Raw genomic sequence first — 18346 nt, 5'->3', positions numbered from 1 at the left:
AGAGAAGAGTTCACAATTAATGCGAGCATTGCTATAGTTATTTAATCGGTATTCCGTAGGAGTTGTGGGAAGCAATCGCGATCGATATAGTAGCAAATTTAAGTTATTTATGACATCTTGCACCGTTATCAAGAACAGGCAAGATGCCTGTTCCACAAAGACTAAATTTTATTGTGGAACAGGCATCTGGCGTTATCAAGAACAGGCAAGATGCCTGTTCCACAAAGACTAAATTTTATTGTGGAACAGGCATCTTGCCTGTTCATAAAGCCTGATTGAGAAGGGTGCAAGGTGTCAGTTCTTTTTGACTGGGTTTATTGATACCGATTTAATTTTTAAGAGTAGCTTATTCGGCTAGCCACGGTATGGCTGAAGTATATTTTACCGCATTTGTTCATTTACTTGAAATGCTGAGAAGTTATATTCATCCTTTAGCTAGATGACGGTAGTCAAGTGCGGATTGCACGATCGGTTTACTAATTGCCAATTACCAATTACCCAATCGTATATGCCGCAATACTTCGGAAAACTTCAAAAAACCGAACAGCCTTGGTCAACAATCGGTTCGGTAGAATCCATAAATAAAACCGATCGCGCCTTTCACTTTAATTGCGGTGAAACTTCCCTAAACCTCAGCATCCTCGCGCCGAATTTGATCCGAGTGCGAATGTCCCCGACAGGTGAATTCAAAAGCCGATCGCAATCAATAACTGTCCCTGACGAAGAGTGGGAAATTACACCATTTGAAGTGCGAGAAACAGACGAAAAAATAGAAATTGAAACAGCGCAAATAACGATTTCAGTCAATCGCGATCGCGCTTCCATCGAATGCTTTGACAAATCGGGAAAACCCTTTGCTAGCGACTGCGATCCTAGTATGGGATGGCGCACCGGCGCAACCGCAGGCTGGAAACGCATCGAAGCAGACGAACACTTCTACGGTTTTGGGGAACGCACGGGCTTTCTGGACAAACTCTCCCAAGTCAAGACACACTGGACAATAGACGCGCTTGACTACAATTCCCTCAGCGATGAAATGTACCAGGCGATCCCATTTTACATCGCCCTGAATCCCGATCGCGCTTACGGCCTCTTTTTCAACACTACATTTTGGAGTCGATTCGACATCGGCGCCGAACAACCGGGAGTTTTGCGGATGGAAACCAGAGGCCCGGAACTCGATTACTACATCATTTACGGCCCGGAACCCGCCCAAATTCTTGCTACCTACACGCAGTTAACCGGCCGGATGCCGCTTCCGCCAAAATGGGCGCTGGGATACCACCAATGCCGCTGGAGCTACGACTCCGAAGACGTTGTGCGGGAGTTGGCGAAGGAATTTCGCGATCGCGCCATTCCCTGCGATGTCATCCACCTCGACATCGACTATATGCACGGCTACCGCATTTTTACCTGGAGCCCGAAGCGTTTCCCCGATCCTGCGAAACTGCTCGCAGACTTGAAAGCAGCCGGTTTTAAGGTTGTCACGATTGTCGATCCCGGTGTCAAGTACGAACCGGAAGGAGATTATGAAGTATTCGATCAGGGTGTGGAAAATGACTATTTCGTCCGCACCGCAGAGGGAAGGCTATTCCACGGTTACGTTTGGCCCGAAAAAGCGGTGTTTCCAGACTTCCTGCGGCCAGAGGTGCGCCAGTGGTGGGGCGAATTGCACAAAAACCTTACAGATATGGGCGTTGCGGGGATTTGGAACGATATGAACGAACCTTCGATCGCAGAACGGCCTTTTGGCGACGGCCACCAACACGTCTGGTTTCCGCTGGATGCACCGCAAGGCCCGGAATCCGAGGGCGCCACCCACGCGGAAACGCACAATTTGTATGGTTTAATGATGGCGAAAGCTTGTTCGGAAGGGTTGCAAAAAGTGCGATCGGGCGAGCGATCTTTTGTGCTGACGCGATCGGGTTTTGCCGGCGTTCAGCGTTACTCGTCGGTATGGATGGGCGACAATCTATCGCAGTGGGAATACTTAGAAATGTCGCTACCGATGCTTTGCAATATGGGGCTTTCCGGCGTGGCGTTTGTCGGTTGCGACATCGGGGGTTTTGCGGAGAATGCAACCGCTGAATTGTTCGCGCGGTGGATGCAGGTGGGAATGCTGTATCCCTTGATGCGCGGTCATTCGGCGATAAATACGGCCCAACACGAACCGTGGGTTTTTGGCGATCGCACTGAGAAGATTTGCCGCGAATACATGAATTTGCGCTATCAGTTGTTGCCTTATATTTACACGTTGTTTTGGGAAGCGGCGACGACGGGAACACCGATTTTGCGACCGTTACTATATCAATTTCCGCGCGATCGGGCAACTTATCATCTTTACGATCAAGTATTGCTCGGCCCGTCGCTGATGGCTGCACCTGTTTACCGGCCGGGAGTTGAACACCGCGCCGTGTATTTGCCGGAGGGGACTTGGTACGATTGGTGGACGGGCGAATGCTATCATGGCCCGACGCACATTTTAGCTTATGCACCTTTGGAGAGAATGCCGCTTTACGTGCGGGGCGGGGGCATAATTGCGATGGAACCTGTGAGGCAATTTGTCAGCGAAGAACCGCTTGAGTCATTGAAAATGCGAATTTGGCCCGGAAGCGGTGAATGGACGCTTTATGAGGACGACGGACACAGTTTTGAACACGAACAAGGTGTCTGGGCAACTACTAATTACAAAGTGTATTTGGAAGAGGAAAAAATCATCGTTGAAATTGCCGCGCGGGAGGGCCAATTTTCGATTTCTGAACGCGAAGTTATTGTGGAAGTTGTTGGCGTTGGCGAACAGCGATTTACAGATGACGGTACGGCGCGGCGTTTGACATTTGGATAACTTTGGCATAAAGCGGTTTATGCTATGGTGGGATTCGTTCAGGGCGATCGCTCGATCTGGCAGAGTTTGAGATGGAAAGGGCGATCGTATCATGGAAAATAGGTGAGTCTCTGATTCCGGTGTGGTGCGATCGAATTCATCAGCAATGGGCGGGTAGTTTGAATGGGTAGGTGCGCTCTCCAAGAGTGTGCTTCCCGCAGGGTGTACCTAGATAGAGAGATTAATATCATCAGCTTTTTCAGTTTGATGGTGAAAAATGTTGGTTAATGTTACAGATTTGGCGGTGGTGGGTTACGGCACTGCAAATTAATTATTTGTTTTGACGCTATCCGTTATTGCCCGTGCCTAACCACCCCAGTTAGATGAGATTTTATGAGCACCACATTTACGGGAGAACCCTATCACCTAGCTAATTTGTTGCTTGTCGCTGCCCAAAAATCAGAAAAGTAATGATTGGGAGAGAAATAGAATGTCTACAAGAATTGAAGAAGTTAAGAAGCAGTTATCTAGTCAAAGTGAGCAAGAAAGACTCGCTGCTTTATCAGAGACTCTCAATTATGGTCAACAAGGTTTAGAACTATTGATTGAACAGTCAATCAAAGATCAATCAGACAGAGTTAAACAATTTGCCTACAGAGTTTTTCGGGGTGAGAATTATTATTTGAGGGGAAATACACCCGAAAACTTAACAACTTGCCCAACCGATGTTATTACTTGTCTAGCAATAAGTCCAGGCAATACTATTTTAGTAGGAGGGAGTTGGAAAAAAATTTGGGTATGGGATTTGCAAACAGGGGCACTGATTCGTAGTATTGAAGGACATTCGCACTGGGTTTTGTCTGTGGCTATTAGTCCTGGTGGAAGTATATTAGTTAGCGGAGGTGCAGATAAAACTATTAAGGTATGGAATTTAAAAACAGGGCAGGTTATTCGGACGCTCAATGGTCATTCTAGTTGGATTACTGCTGTTGCTATCGCTGCTGACGGCAAAATTGTTAGCGGTAGCGCAGATAAAACCATCAAAATATGGGAGCTAAATACAGGTAAGCTAAGTAAAACCCTAAAAAATGAAAAGGAACTATTTTGTGTTTTGAGTTTATGTATTAGCCATGATGGAAAAGTCATCGCTTGTGGAAGCACTAATAATAAAATTACATTATGGAATTTAGATAGCGGTCAACTCATACGCAGTATTGAAGGGCATTCGGATTGGATTCAATCTTTAAGTATTACTTCAGGCAACACAACCTTAATTAGTGGAAGTCGTGATGGGGCTATCAAATTTTGGCAATCCAAAACTAAAGAAGAGTCTTCAAATCAATCAGGTTCAGTGTTGGGTAAAGGTTTAGTAGATGTAGCAGCTACTATAGCAGGATTTTCATTAGGAGGGCCTATAGCTGTAGGGGCTTGGGTTTTAGGTAGAATTATTGTGGCTGCAGCAGATAATGGAGATGCTTCTGTACTACCTCTTCTAAATTTAGAATGCACCAATACTTACTCTCACAATCAATCAATTAATTCTCTAGCTTATCATGTAAATCAAAATATACTTGTAGTAGGCTTTTCCAAAAACATTAAAATATTTGATTTACGAGATAATTATAATAAAATCATCTATTCTTTACCAGAAGAGTCTGGTTTTATTAGCTCTGTAGCAATTAGCTCTCATGGAAAAACTCTTGCTGTCGCAGGTAAAGATTGGGTAACATTGTTGGAGGCAGAAACCGGAAAACCACTTCATGCTATTAAAGGATGTTCTTATCCTAAACTAAGCAAAATTGTTATTTCTGAAATTTTCCAAACACTATTGTGTGGTCAAGAGCAGCATTTTACTCTTCAAGGTTTAGACCAAAATAATAGAGAAATGAACCTTAACGCTCAAGATATTATATGGGAAACTACTGGCGGTAAAATCGAACAGGGTTTATTTACAGCAGGTCAAAGGGAAGGAAGATTTGAAGTCAAAGCAAAGATAGGCATTTTTGAGACTTATGTCACAATTACTATTATTCAGCGTCCTATAATCACTCAGCTTTCTATTACTCCCTCTAGTATTACTTTAGAGTTTAGTAAAACGCAACCATTCACAGCACAAGTTTTAGATCAACGCAGAAATCCCATGCAGGAAACTGTATTATGGGAAGTAAGCGGAGGTGGAAGCATTGACCAAAATGGCAATTTTATAGCTGGAAGCAAGCAGGGTAAATTTGAAATCATAGCTTCAGTCCGTTCAATTCGTCGAGTTATTCCAATTACGATTATTGAACCTCCGAGACTAGCAGAACTAATTATTATATCTTCAATACCTCAATTAGAGTTTGGTCAGAGCTTTCCGTTTCAAGTTAAGGGAGTTGATCAGTATGGTAACAATATACAAACTGGACAAATTAATTGGTCAGTAAGTAGTGGCGGTGGAAGGATTGACCAAAATGGCAATTTCGTAGCTGGAAAAAATCAAGATAACTTTGAAATTATAGCTTCAGTCAATTCAATTCGTCGAGTTATCCCAATTAGGATTATTGCACCTCCGAAGCTAGCACAACTAATTATTACATCCTCAATAGATCAATTAGAGTTTGGGCAGAGTTTTCAGTTTCGAGTAAAAGGTGAGGATCAGTATGGTGACAACATAAATATTGGACAAATAACTTGGAGTACAACGGGCGGGTCAATTCTGAATAATGGAATGTTCCGCGCTAGTTATCAAGAAGAGAAAATAACTGTTACTGCCACTCTGGGTAAAATCAGCATTTCTGCCGATGTCACTGTAGTTGAACCGCCAAAACTAACGACATTAGTAATTTCACCCAAGGAAGTAAAAATAGAGCCTGGACAACATCAAAAATTCCAGCTTCAGGGTTTAGATGAGTGGGATCGTGATATCGCAATTGGGCGGATAGTTTGGCAAGCAACAGGTGGTACGATTGACCAACATGGCAATTTTATAGCTGACATAAATGCTAAAGGTAAGTTTAGAGTAACAGTTACTTCCACGGAATACAATATCAGTACCTTTGCTGATATTACAGTGATTGCTGTATTGAGAGAATTATCTATTTTTCCCAATGAAGCAGCACTTAAACCTGAAGAAGATTTCACTTTTGATGTTATAGGATTTGATCAACAAGATGAACCAATACAGATTCATCAAGTATATTGGCAATGTACCCAAGGGGGGAGAATTAACGGCAATGGAACTTTTATAGGAGGTTATGAAAAGCGTGAAGTTACGGTTAATGCTACAGTCGAAGGAATTACTCAATCAGTTAAAGTTACGTTGCTCCCAGTTTTAAGACGATTAGAGATTTATCCTCAAAAAGTAGTAAAGCTCAAGCCTGGTGAATGCCAAAAATTTACAGCAGTAGGCTTAGACCAATATGGCAATCGAATAGATACTGGAAAAATATCTTGGGAAACAACAGGTGGAAAAATTGACCAAAACGGTAATTTTACTGCCGATAATAATGCGAAAGGTACATTTAAGGTAACAGCTAATGTTACTGAAATATCGGAATCTGGGGTAAGGGCTAAACTCTTAATATTGGGAATATACATGAGGCTTTTATATCGTGTATTTTCATTTGTTAATTCTACCCCAAGTAATTTCATCCTCAAGTCGGCTGTCGAGCTTATAAAAAGTAATTTTACGACTGGTCAACAAGCAGAACAAGCAGAAAATACAGAAACAGATCTTACAAATGAAGAAACCGATATCCTTGGTTTTGATATAGAAGCATGGTTACAGAAAAACATCTTTAAGATTGTCGCTCGGATTCTCGACTTGGCTGATCAACTATTTATTAATGCAGCTAAGATTAGTGCTTCTGTTGAAGTTATTGTAGTTCCTGTATTGAGACGATTAGAAATTTATCCTAAAGAAGTACAACTTAAGCTTAATCATAATTTAACTTTTACTGCTAGAGGATTTGATCAGCAAGGGGATCTGATGATGCCTGGGAATATCATCTGGCGTGCAACAAGTGGCAATATAAATTCAGATGGTAAATTTATCGCTGGAAAAAGTATAGGTCAAGTTACAATAACGGCCTATTTGGGAGAGATTTATGATTCTGCATTTATAAATGTATTAACATCTCTACTTGACCCCAAGCCTAGAGATAAAATTGATCCGGATCATGAACAAGATGATGAACAAGATAATGATTTTGAGGATGATACCGATATCTTCGGAGACAATTATTTTGATGACAATGATTTTGATGACTATATTTTTGAAAATGATACCGATAGCTTAATAAATTTTTATCAAAATAATAATTATTTTGATTACCTTTATTTGACGAATAAAAGCGAGGAGTGGTTTTACAGAAGAAGCCCGCTTTTTTACTACGATGGTTATAGTATTAATGATGTACTCGATCATGATGATTATTTAAATTAGATAGATGCTAGGAACTTTTTCGAGTATATAATGGAGTAATGAAAAATTAATTGACGAATAAAATTCCATAATTAACAGAGTAAACTAACTAAGATATTTAATTTTAAATGCTGGGCAAACAGTTAATAAATACTGTTATAATATACCTCCGGGGATGAGTAGACCCGACACCTACCCACAAACTATGCAACCCATCCAAATTACCACCTTCCAAGCTTTGTGGCGCAGCTTGGGCCTGATAATCAAAGCCGCACCAATAGAACTCCGCAATTTAATAATACTCAACATTATCAGCGGTGCTGCCCCATCTGCCGTGCTATTTTTAGATAAATTAATCATTGATGAAGTATCTCGGTTGCTATCGCAAACCCAAACAGCACAGCCCTTTGCTTTGATGCTTTCCCGGCCAATACTGCTGTGGAGTATTGCCGGAGTCTTAAGTCTCAAGTTAATCGGCGACTCCCTCGAAACAATGAGTTCCTTTGCCGCGACATCTTTGCGCGATCGCGTTCAAGGCTTTGTCGAAGGAAAAGTCCTGGAAAAAGTCGCCAATTTCGACGATATCGCCCTCTTTGAAAACCCCGAACTATTAAATATAGTAGAACTCGCAAAAACCGGAGTCACCAAAATACAGCAACTAGCATTTACCCTCAGCATGACCATCACGGGAATTTTTATATTTATTCCATCTATTAGCCTTGCTGCTACCATAGCTTGGTGGGTGCCACTCCTGATGCTGATTTCATCATCTCCCTCAATTTACATCCAAAGAAAATATAGCAGAATCATCTGGAGAGTTCAAAGAAAGCAAGCTAAAATCAGCCGCGAGATGAACTTATCCGCTAGAGTATTGACCGGGGAAGAATACGCTAAAGAATTGCGTTTGTTTGGCTTGCAGGAACTTTGGCTCAAACGCTGGCAAAGTCAGTTTGTGCAGTTCTTTAGCGAGATGCAACGCATCCGAAAAAAAGGAGCAATTGTTGTACTTTTCTGGTCAGTGTTTAGTAGAGTAGGAGTAGCTTTGCCCTTTGTTTATGTGGTAATGGGAGCTTTGGGAGGGCGCTATACTTTGGGGGATTTGGCGCTTTATTCGGGTTTGATTGTCCAGGTGGAGCAAAGTTTGCAATTATTGATTGGCAATTATACTAATTTGTACGATATTTCCCTCGGCGTTAGTCCGATTTTTCAACTTTTGGAACTCAAACCAGAATTGCAGTCGCCGCTTGTGGATGTAGCATCTCGCCTGCCTAGTTTACCAGATGGCGGGCAAGATTCCCGCCCCCCAAAAGATAAAATTGGCATCGAGATTAAGCATCTATCTTTCTGCTATCCCGGTAGTAATAAAAGCACGGTCGAAGATATCAACTTAACCATTAATCCGGGGGAAATGCTAGTGCTTGTCGGTGAAAATGGCGCGGGTAAAACAACCCTTGGCAAACTCCTCGGCCGCCTGTACGACCCGACAAGTGGTACGATCGACTGGAATGGCAAAGATTTGCGATCGTACTCTCTAGCATACGTGCGATCGCGCATCGCCGTCGTTATGCAAGATTACGCCCGTTTCCCCTCGACAGTCCGCGAAAACGTCGGTTTCGGCGACTTGCTTTCACTGTCGGATGACACCGCAATTAACGAAGCTATTTCCGAAGCAGGAATTAGCGCAAAAGTCAATAGTCTTTCCGCAGGCTTAGAGACTCCGTTGGGGAAACAATTAGAAGACGGCATAGACTTATCGGGGGGACAGTGGCAAAGAATTGCGATCGCCCGCGCCTTAATGCGGCTTTCTACAGCCGAAGTGCTAATTTTTGACGAACCAACCGCTGCCCTAGACCCCAAGACAGAACACGAAATTTACAGCATCTTCCGCCAAATAGCCGCCGGGAAAACAACAATAGTCATCAGTCACAGATTAGGCTTAGCAAAAATAGCCGATCGTATCGCCGTCATGGAAAACGGTAAAATAGCAGAAATAGGAACTCACGACGAATTGATAGCATCAAACGGAATTTACTGCTCAATGTTCACACGTCAAGCTAGTAGCTATATTTAGAGTGAAATCAACAGAATTACCGGAGGGGCGGGTTCATCAACCATCTTGAATTCCCACAAACAATCTATATAAACCAGCCCTAACGCTCGCATTTGTGTCGCTGCGTGGCGAGAAACCGAGTTTCTGCGACTATTTTCAGTTGAGTACGAGAAATATCGGAAGAAACCCGGTTCCTGGAATTAGCTGCGTGGCGAGAAACCGGGTTTCTGCGACAATTTTCGGCCTCGCACGAGAAATATCGGAAGAAACCCCGTTTCTGAGCGTGCGATCTTTTTGAGAAAATTGTCAGAAAGTGCGAGCTATAATAAAACCAACCTAGTTGGCGATAATATCAACGATGGAAACTATAACTCTCAACCTACCTGCCGCCGTCGCTTTAACCGACGAACAATTTTATCAATTGTCCATCGCTAATGAAGAGTGGCGATTAGAACAAACCCCCGAAGGAGAACTAATTATTATGCCTCCAACAGGCGGCGAAAGCGGCATCAGAAATTCCGATCTCAACCTACGAGTCGGCTTGTGGAATGAACGGACTCAATTAGGAAAAGTCTTTGATTCTTCCACCGTCTTTCAATTACCCAACGGTGCGAAGCGTTCTCCCGATGTTTCTTGGGTACTCCGAGAACGCTGGGAAGCATTATCCGCAGAAGATAAGCGCAAATTTCCTCCCCTGTGCCCGGACTTTGTAATAGAATTGCGCTCGCAAAGTGATTCCCTAGAAACATTGCGGGCTAAAATGCGGTATTATCGAACTAACGGCTGTCGCTTAGGTTGGCTAATTGACCCCCAAACGCCTTTAGTAGAAATTTATCGGTTGTCTGAAGAGGTAGCAGAAGTTATTAATTTCTCTTTTGACCAACCGCCTACACTTTCGGGTGAAGATGTCCTTCCCGGATTTCTTCTAGATATTACACCTATTCTCAACCCTTGAATCTCGATCCATTTTCTTTAGTTGGCTGGCGAGAAACCGGGTTTCTGCGACAAATTTTGGTTGAGTACGAGAGATATAGGAAGAAACCCGGTTTTTGGGATTCACTGCGTGGCGAGAAACCGGGTTTCGGCGACAAATTTTGGTTGAGTACGAGAGATATAGGAAGAAACCGGGTTTCTGAGATTCTTGTGCCTCCGAAAAGTCGATCGCAAATTATCTCCCCGTCAGCGTATCCGCATAAGGATCGGGCAAAGCTTGCTGCACCTCCAAAAGCGACAAAGCATCCCCAGCCAACGGTTGGCTAATCAAATTTTTTTTTACCCCATCCCCCCGGCGATCGCGCTCTTGCAGCTTCAGCAATTCCTCTTGATAAACAGCAACAATTCGCCCTAAACTCAGCACCAAATCATCCCAATTATCATCTCCCACCAACTTCTCAGAAATTCCCTCAAATAACTCTCCCGCTTGCCTTTTTTGAACATAAGCTTTCAAAAGCTTTCCCGACTTTTGCAAAACGGCCTGATAAATATCCCCATCAGACCACCACAGCCCCTGTTGACTCAGCAGCCAAGTCAAAATATACTCGCGAGCGTGTTGCTCCTTCACCCAGGCCGCAAGATACTGCAAATCTTCCATAGTTACAACAGTCTCCTCAATTTTCCTCAAAATGTCCGCTTGTTTGTATCTACCGTTACTGCGATCGACATAATACCTGCCTTATCATCACCTGCCTGCGTCATTAATACCCCTTAAATCTTAAAAAAACCCTACTGATTTACCAAACAGCAATTCTGGGAATATAAAAATAAACCTAAACCTCCTAGGTCTATTGTCCAATACTTTTAGTCCACCGGAAAGCGCTACACCCCGCCTCGCTTTCCTCTCTCGCAAATCTATCCTCAAGCGGGAACAACCAGCGGGTTATTAGCATGACAAAGCAAAATTTTGGTTTAATCGGTCTAGCAGTGATGGGCGAAAACCTCGCGCTCAACGTCGAAAGCAGAGGCTTCTCCGTGGCTGTATACAACCGCACAGCAGCTAAAACCGACGAATTCATGGCCAAACGCGCCCCCGGCAAGAACATTGTAGCCGCCAAGACTCTGACAGAATTCGTCGATGTCCTAGAAACCCCGCGCAGAATCTTAGTCATGGTGCAAGCTGGGAAACCCGTAGATGCAGTCATCGACCAGCTCAAACCCATGCTGTCACCGGGCGACATGATTATTGACGGTGGCAACTCGCTATACGACGACACCGAACGCCGCACCAAAGATTTAGAATCGATGGGACTGGGATTTGTCGGCATGGGCATCAGTGGCGGCGAAGAAGGCGCGCTCAACGGTGCTAGCATGATGCCCGGTGGCACCCGCACTGCTTACGGCCTACTAGAGCCAATTCTCATCAAAATTGCGGCTCAAGTAGATGATGGCCCCTGCGTCACTTTCATCGGCCCTGGTGGCGCCGGCCACTACGTGAAAATGGTTCACAACGGCATTGAGTACGGGGATATGCAGCTCATTGCTGAAGCCTACGATTTGCTCAAAAACGTTGCCGGATTGGAGGGCCAGCAGTTGCAGGAAGTTTTTGCCGAATGGAATACCACAGACGAACTCAACTCGTTTTTGATTGAAATTACGGCTAATATTTTCAAGTACAACGACCCGGAAACTAAGCAACCCTTAGTTGAGGTAATTATGGACGCAGCCGGTCAGAAAGGCACGGGCCGCTGGACTGTAATGAGTGCTTTGGAATTGGGTGTGAGCATTCCCACAATTATCGCTGCTGTGAATGCGAGAATCATGTCTTCTTACAAAGACGAGCGCGTCAGAGCTTCCGCAGAACTGACGGGGCCTAGCGGCAAGTACGAAGGCGATACTAAAGAGTTTGTGAACAAAGTTCGGGATGCGCTTTACTGCTCGAAGATTTGCTCCTACGCGCAAGGTATGGCGCTGTTGAGCGCGGCGTCGAAGTCGTACAATTACGACTTGAGTTTGAGCGAAATTTCCCGAATTTGGAAAGGTGGCTGTATCATTCGGGCTGGATTTTTGGACAAGATTAAAACAGCTTTTAAGGACGATCCCACGCTGCCGAATTTGCTGTTAGCGCCCGAGTTCAAACAGAGCATTCTCGATCGCCAATCGGCTTGGCGAGACGTGTTAGCTACTGCTTGCCAACTGGGGATTGCAGTACCGGCATTTAGCGCCTCGCTGGACTATTTCGACAGCTACCGGCGCGCTCGATTGCCACAAAACCTCACGCAAGCTCAGCGTGATTATTTCGGGGCTCACACCTACGAACGCACCGACAAACCGCGCGGCGAATTCTTCCACTCTGAGTGGACGCAGACTGCTCAAGAATCGCTGCAAACTGGTAGTGGTGATTAATTAATTTTTGTAGGGTGCGTTTCGGCGCACCTTATTAATTTTTGTAGGGTGCGTTTCGGGGCACCTTACAGATAGAACATGAGATTACTGCCAACCGATCTTATTCCTGAATCCACACGGATACTGAACCGCCTTGACAGCGAAACTCGCCCCAACCCCACTCGTTAGTAGAAACAGGTTCCTTAATATGCCCTGTTAAATCCACAAACTTAGCATGAGGTTTACCAACTTCCATCCACTTGGAACCCTCCGGCCCGTCACTCATAATTACTGCCATTGCCTGTGGATGTTTCCGATTGCCCAATCTCGTCCAGCCAATGGTATTCCAATGATCGAAATAGTCATATTGAGGGCCGTAGGCGAAGTGTTTGCGAGCATGGAGAAACTTGTCAATTAGCGATCGATGAGAGGGCATAACAATCTTATACCGATTGCCATCACGCCCCCAATCTTCATATTCTGCACCGTAATAATCCGGGTAGAAAACGCAGGGATAACCTTCTTTTCGCAATAGAATAATCGCATAAGCAAGAGGTTTAAACCAGGGTTCTACCACAGATTCAAGTGCTTGCAGCGGTTGGGAGTCGTGGTTTTCGACAAACGTTACTGCATGAGTCGGTTGCTGCTGCATCATTGTACCGTCTAAGATGCGCCGCATATCGTAGTTACCGCCCTGTTGGCTGGCGTAATGAAAGTTGTAATGCAGTGGCACATCAAAAACTGACATTTTGCCCTTAACTGAACCGACATACCAGTGCAGGATATCGATATTTGGTGCCCAATACTCACCGACAACAAACAAATCTTTGCCGACATATCGCTCCAATTCATCTAACCATTCCGGAAAAAACCAAGACGATATGTGCTTGATTGCATCTAAACGGAAACCGTCGGCACCTGTTGTGTCGAGATACCACTTACCCCAGCGTATAATTTCATCTCGTACCCCTTGATCCTGAAAATCCAGATCGCACCCCATTAAATATGCAAAATTGCCATTTTCTAGGGCAACATAGTCATCAAAAATTCTCCCTTCTACCAAATAGACTGTGCCGCGATCGTCTTTATTGTATTCGTTGTAGTCTACTGCGTCAAAATGCCACCAGTGCCATTCAAATTGGGAATATTTACCTTGGCGTCCGGGAAAGTTAAAATGAGTGTAGCTTTTGATTTCTTGCAATCCACCTTTGGGATTTAGCCGATTGTTTTGAGGATAAGGAGTTGCCTTAAATATCTCTGCTGCATCTGCACCCATTTTGTGGTTGATAACTACATCGGCATAGACTTGGATCTGAGATTTGTGCAGGGCTGCGATCGCATCCAAATATTGCTGCTTAGTACCATATTTGGTGCGAATTGAACCTTTTTGGTCGAATTCTCCCAAATCAAATAAGTCGTAAACCCCATATCCAACGTCGCTTTGCCCCGCAAGCCCTTTGTACGCAGGCGGCAACCACAGTGCCGTAAAACCCGCATCCGCCAATTCTTTGGCTTGGTTTTTCACCTCATCCCACAGGGTTCCTCGATCGGGAATGTACCAGTGGAAATATTGCATCATCGTGCCGTTGATATCTGCCATTTTGCACCCTTGCCTTGAGATGATACTGACAATTTAAACCGATCTTAGGCTACAGCCTTGCCCATTGTCACTGTCTCCGCTAATTTTGGCTAAACCTACGGTTTGGGTGTGATTAAAGTTTTGTTACAGTTCTCTAATCTAAACTCCCTTGACGTTTTTTTTCGAGATAGCTTTTAATATATTCGTCGTTAAAGAGCGATCGCCTGACTGTTTGAATAATACTTGAACTTGAGTACACACAAAAAGCCCAAGTCCAAGTTATTCAAGTTCAAAGCAAAGATTACCGGGAATCAAAACAATTCAACCAGCACTCGATCCCCACCTATCAACCGTTTGCTGCAAACCCTCTCGGTAGCTGGGATAGCGTGGAGTCCACCCAAACTGCTTGCGGAATGAGTCGCCCCCAACGGTAGTAGAAAGGTTTAACAAATCCACTTTGGTTTCAGCAGTTAAGGGTTGTCATCTGGCAAAAGGCTAAACTAAGTAAATCAACGTAATTAAAAGTAAAACTATCTCCATCTCCATATGTTAGAACCCCGACTTCTTTAAGAATTCGGGGTTCTGGGTATTCTGTTTGTTGAGGTGGGCCTACTTACAGGCTATTCTGTTTTAGGATTGGACCGGACGCGTTGGCGAAGACCAAGAACCCGCCTAGTATTGAGTATACTAACACTAATTTACTCTTGGGGAGAACTAGCTTAATTTTGTCTATAACTCTTTTCATAGCTTTTTTCCTCCTTTTTCGTTAGTGCGAGACTGGGTTTTCCTTTTCCGTAGCTCAATAGCCACATAAACAAACGCTCTAGAAATATGCGCCATGCTCTCAGCCTTCGCCAATTCATCCCTCCCTTCCGGGAAGAAGCTTTTGGATCTCAGAGATTAACGAACCTATACACTTATTTTAGAATGGTTTTCATGGATTGACTAGCGATTGAGTAGCGTGATAACCGAACATTGCTAGCGGGAAATAATTGGTAATTTAAGCTTCTGTAAACCACTTGTTGAGGGGTGACAACTCTTGCCCATCGCTTAGCAGCGTATTTGCCAGTTGCGGGGTCACGTTCACCACCACATCTGCATTGGCGACCAGAATCGCATCCCTGAGTTCAACAGCATTGGATGGGTCAGTTTCTACCGCGATTCCGCCGTGGGAACGCACGGTTGCTGCACCATCTTTGTCCTGCGTCAATCCAGTTACTTTGTGTCCCGGCGCTACAAACTGCCGGACGGTTTCTTGTCCGAGTTCAGTATCTGCGCCTGTAATGACAATGCTCAGCTTTGTGTCTGTCATGTATTTTGATAACGTGTCTTCTATATGCTTACTATTTCTGACCGCAGTGGCGCGACCCTCTATTGATAGAAAAAGTAGTTATTTTGGAAATCAGTTGCTGGTAATTTTTCTACAGAATACCCAGATCCCCGGCTTATTAAAGAAGTCGGGGATCTAAAAGAAGAGGATTTTATGTTTAATTTCTCAGTAATTAAGATCACAATGTGCTTGTGATTTTCGTAGATAACTATACTGAGGAAATCTGGTATAATAAATAATCCTTTTAAATAAATGTAATTTTATGTGGCCTTTTATAGTAGGAGGCGCTGCCGTTGCCGTTGCTATTGCGAAATCGGTAGTTGATAGATGGAAAGAAGAAGAGAAAGAAGAAAAGAAAAAAGAAGAAGAGGAAAAAAAACGTTTATTAGACAGTGGAATTTTGGAAGTAGATGAAATGACAGGAAAAGAGTTTGAAAGATTTCTTGATGTCCATTTTAGAAACTTTGGGTATGGTGTTACTTTAACTCAAGATAGTCAAGATTATGGGGCGGATTTAATTTTATACAAAGATGGCTCAACAACTGTGGTTCAAGCGAAAAGAAGCAAAAATCCAGTTGGGATTAAAGCAGTTCAAGAAGTAGCAGGAGCCGTCAGACATTACCAAGGGAATAAAGGAAGAGTCATCACCAACAACAGATTTACAGAAAATGCTTACAACCTTGCTGAATCTAACGACATAGAGTTATGGGATAGAAAAAGACTCATCGAATTCATCCTGACAGCTAAGAAGTGTAAATAATTGATCTACCAAAGTAAGTTATATATAAAAGATGCACTGCTTTCCCAGTATCTTTAATCTCACTGATGAATCATGCTACAAATTTCTAATACAGTGTTCCTGGACGATCGCGAAATCGAGATTAGTGCCATTCGCTCTCAAGGCGCGGGGGGGCAAAATGTAAATAAGGTGGCGAGTGCGATTCACTTGCGCTTTGATATCCCAGCTTCCTCATTGCCCGATCGCTACAAGCAGCGTTTGTTGCAAATCAACGACCAGCGCATCACCTCCGAAGGTGTGATTGTCATCAAGGCCCAGGAACACCGCAGCCAGGAACAAAACCGGGAGGAGGCTTTGAGACGGCTGCAAGAACTCATTAAAAGTGCGATCGTCATACCGAAAAGGCGCAAACCCAGCAAAGCAACTCGTAGTTCCCAGCGCAAGCGTCTCGACAGCAAAACCAAGCGAGGGCAGATTAAAGCTCTGAGAGGGAAAGTCACGGATTGAGCGATGAAAGATCCTTGTCACCCTCTAGACATCGATCAGTTGCAGTTAATTCCGGTCGAAATGGATGATTGCAGGCTCATTTGCAGTTAGCCCTGGGTTTGTGTTGCAGTTAATCCTGGCTGAACAGTAATTTCAGTTGCAATTAATCCATCCTCAAAAATCGCAGCATTGCAGGGACAGAGCGTTTAGTATTGCAGGTCGCTACACCTAGGGGGGAAAATCTATACCCTAGTACCAGAACTGTTGCGCGATCGCCTGATCTACAATTGAGGCAGTGGGCTTCGACTTTTAATGGAAGCAGAATATTGAGGAATTTATGGCAATTAAGGTGATTGGTGCAGGTTTTGGACGAACGGGAACGCTATCTATCAAAGCTGCTTTAGAAGAACTCGGTTTTAGTAAATGCTACCACATGGTAGAACTTCTAACACACCCTTCTGATGTAAAGTTCTGGGAGGATGCCAGTCAGGGAAAACCTGTCAATTGGGATGCTTTGTTTGATGGCTACCAAGCAATAGTAGATTACCCAGGTTATCGTTACTATAGTCAACTTATGCAGCACTATCCTGATGCTAAAGTTCTGTTGAGTATTCGAGATGCAGATAGTTGGTATGAGAGTACCTTGAAAACAATCTACCAAGCAGGGCCAAAAGGCTGGAAGAAGCTAAAGATGGCTTTATCGCTCCCATTTTCTCCAAAGCTGCGGAATCTAGTTCGCATCTTCCGCATGGCAGATAAAGATGTTTGGGTGAAGGATTTTCAAGGGAAATTTGAGGATAAACCCTACGCGATCGGAATTTTCAATCAACACATTGAAGAAGTCAAACGTTTGGTTCCACCAGAGCGCCTGTTAGTTTACCAAGTGAAGGAGGGTTGGGAACCCTTGTGTCACTTCCTTGGCGTATCTGTTCCTCCTGACAAGCCTTTTCCACATCTCAACGATCGCGCCACATTTCAACAGGCATCAAAAGAGCTTTACTAGCATTGAAGTTCCTGCCCAATTAAAGATTAATCATTATTACAATCTACCTCTCCCCCCCCTTCCAAGGGTAGGTTCGATCCTGGTCGGGTTAAGGTCGATCGACCTTGCAGCCTGACTCAAAATTGTATCAGCAGTAATTTTTTAACTGTTGGTTTGGTTTGATTGCTTCTTCGGGCCAAAGCTCTCTGGAAGTTCATCTATTTTTTCTATTTGTAGTTCTCGGCAAATTGCTTTCAACTGTTCGAGAGAAAATTTGGGCTCTGTTGCTCCAGATATCCATCTGTGATAGGTGGCGCGGGGAATCCCACATTTAAAAGCGAACTCATCTTGTGATAAGTCGGTTTTGTGGATTCTTAGGGCTTCCAATGGTGAATTGCCCTCCTGTCTTCGTTCTTTTCTTGATGACATTGGATCGTAAAATCTCATATTGAGATGTCATGCTTGACAAAATTAAATTGACATCTCATAATGAGACAAAGGTGACATGACAAAGGGCGGCTCAGCGAGTCTCGTTTCGTCAAAATGCAGGTTTGAAGAACCGCCTGATTTTTCGTGTCTATCAATTGTGCCTGCATACCCAAGTGTATTTTTACGGCTGGGGCGCATAGCTCAAGC

Annotated in this window: 12 protein-coding genes; 8 read left to right on the top strand and 4 right to left on the bottom strand. The window is 43.9% G+C overall.

Annotated features, from left to right (window positions below; genetic code table 11):
- The first annotated feature begins 508 nt into the window (after positions 1-508).
- The 4 genes from D0A34_16645 to D0A34_16630 all read left to right on the top strand — a co-directional run bounded on the left by D0A34_16645 (position 509) and on the right by D0A34_16630 (position 10231).
- A complete protein-coding gene (locus tag D0A34_16645) occupies positions 509-2845 on the top strand; it encodes a DUF4968 domain-containing protein (GenBank protein ID UNU20284.1) in 2337 nt (778 codons plus the stop codon).
- 469 nt (positions 2846-3314) lie between these two features.
- Complete coding sequence (locus D0A34_16640) at positions 3315-7247, top strand: WD40 repeat domain-containing protein (protein ID UNU20283.1); 3933 nt, start codon at positions 3315-3317, stop codon at positions 7245-7247.
- Between the two features lie 154 nt (positions 7248-7401).
- The gene (locus tag D0A34_16635; GenBank protein UNU20282.1) at positions 7402-9297 is read left to right on the top strand and encodes an ABC transporter ATP-binding protein; all 1896 of its coding nucleotides are present in this window, start codon (positions 7402-7404) and stop codon (positions 9295-9297) included.
- 337 nt (positions 9298-9634) lie between these two features.
- Positions 9635-10231, top strand: a complete 597-nt coding sequence (locus tag D0A34_16630; protein UNU20281.1) for a Uma2 family endonuclease — start codon at positions 9635-9637, stop codon at positions 10229-10231.
- 213 nt (positions 10232-10444) lie between these two features.
- On the opposite strand, the gene D0A34_16625 is transcribed toward D0A34_16630, so the two are convergent.
- Positions 10445-10867, bottom strand: coding sequence for a hypothetical protein (locus tag D0A34_16625; GenBank protein UNU20280.1), 423 nt, complete (start codon positions 10865-10867; stop codon positions 10445-10447).
- Positions 10868-11160: 293 nt separating this feature from the next.
- On the opposite strand from D0A34_16625, the gene gnd reads away from it, so the two are divergent.
- Complete coding sequence (gene gnd / locus D0A34_16620; GenBank protein ID UNU20279.1) at positions 11161-12615, top strand: decarboxylating NADP(+)-dependent phosphogluconate dehydrogenase; 1455 nt, start codon at positions 11161-11163, stop codon at positions 12613-12615.
- Between the two features lie 100 nt (positions 12616-12715).
- On the opposite strand, the gene D0A34_16615 is transcribed toward gnd, so the two are convergent.
- Positions 12716-14194 carry an alpha-amylase gene (locus D0A34_16615; protein UNU20278.1) on the bottom strand — a complete coding sequence of 493 codons (1479 nt, stop codon included), beginning with the start codon at positions 14192-14194 and terminating at the stop codon, positions 12716-12718.
- A gap of 979 nt (positions 14195-15173) precedes the next feature.
- Entirely contained in the window at positions 15174-15485 is a 312-nt protein-coding gene (locus D0A34_16610; GenBank protein ID UNU20277.1) for an NAD-dependent epimerase/dehydratase family protein, read from the bottom strand.
- Between the two features lie 280 nt (positions 15486-15765).
- Between D0A34_16610 and D0A34_16605 the strand changes: the two genes are divergently transcribed.
- The 3 genes from D0A34_16605 to D0A34_16595 all read left to right on the top strand — a co-directional run bounded on the left by D0A34_16605 (position 15766) and on the right by D0A34_16595 (position 17731).
- Positions 15766-16263 (top strand): restriction endonuclease, encoded by a 498-nt coding sequence (locus D0A34_16605; GenBank protein UNU20276.1) that lies wholly within the window; start codon positions 15766-15768, stop codon positions 16261-16263.
- 72 nt (positions 16264-16335) lie between these two features.
- Positions 16336-16749, top strand: a complete 414-nt coding sequence (locus D0A34_16600) for an aminoacyl-tRNA hydrolase (GenBank protein ID UNU20275.1) — start codon at positions 16336-16338, stop codon at positions 16747-16749.
- Positions 16750-17065: 316 nt separating this feature from the next.
- Positions 17066-17731, top strand: coding sequence for a sulfotransferase family protein (locus tag D0A34_16595; protein UNU20274.1), 666 nt, complete (start codon positions 17066-17068; stop codon positions 17729-17731).
- A 141-nt stretch (positions 17732-17872) separates the two neighbouring features.
- On the opposite strand, the gene D0A34_16590 is transcribed toward D0A34_16595, so the two are convergent.
- The gene (locus D0A34_16590; GenBank protein ID UNU22334.1) at positions 17873-18139 is read right to left on the bottom strand and encodes an XRE family transcriptional regulator; all 267 of its coding nucleotides are present in this window, start codon (positions 18137-18139) and stop codon (positions 17873-17875) included.
- Positions 18140-18346: the final 207 nt, after the last annotated feature.

This window comes from Microcoleus vaginatus PCC 9802 (assembly GCA_022701275.1).
In the GTDB taxonomy this organism is placed as follows: domain Bacteria; phylum Cyanobacteriota; class Cyanobacteriia; order Cyanobacteriales; family Microcoleaceae; genus Microcoleus; species Microcoleus vaginatus_A.
This window is presented reverse-complemented; position numbering and strand designations above follow the sequence as displayed.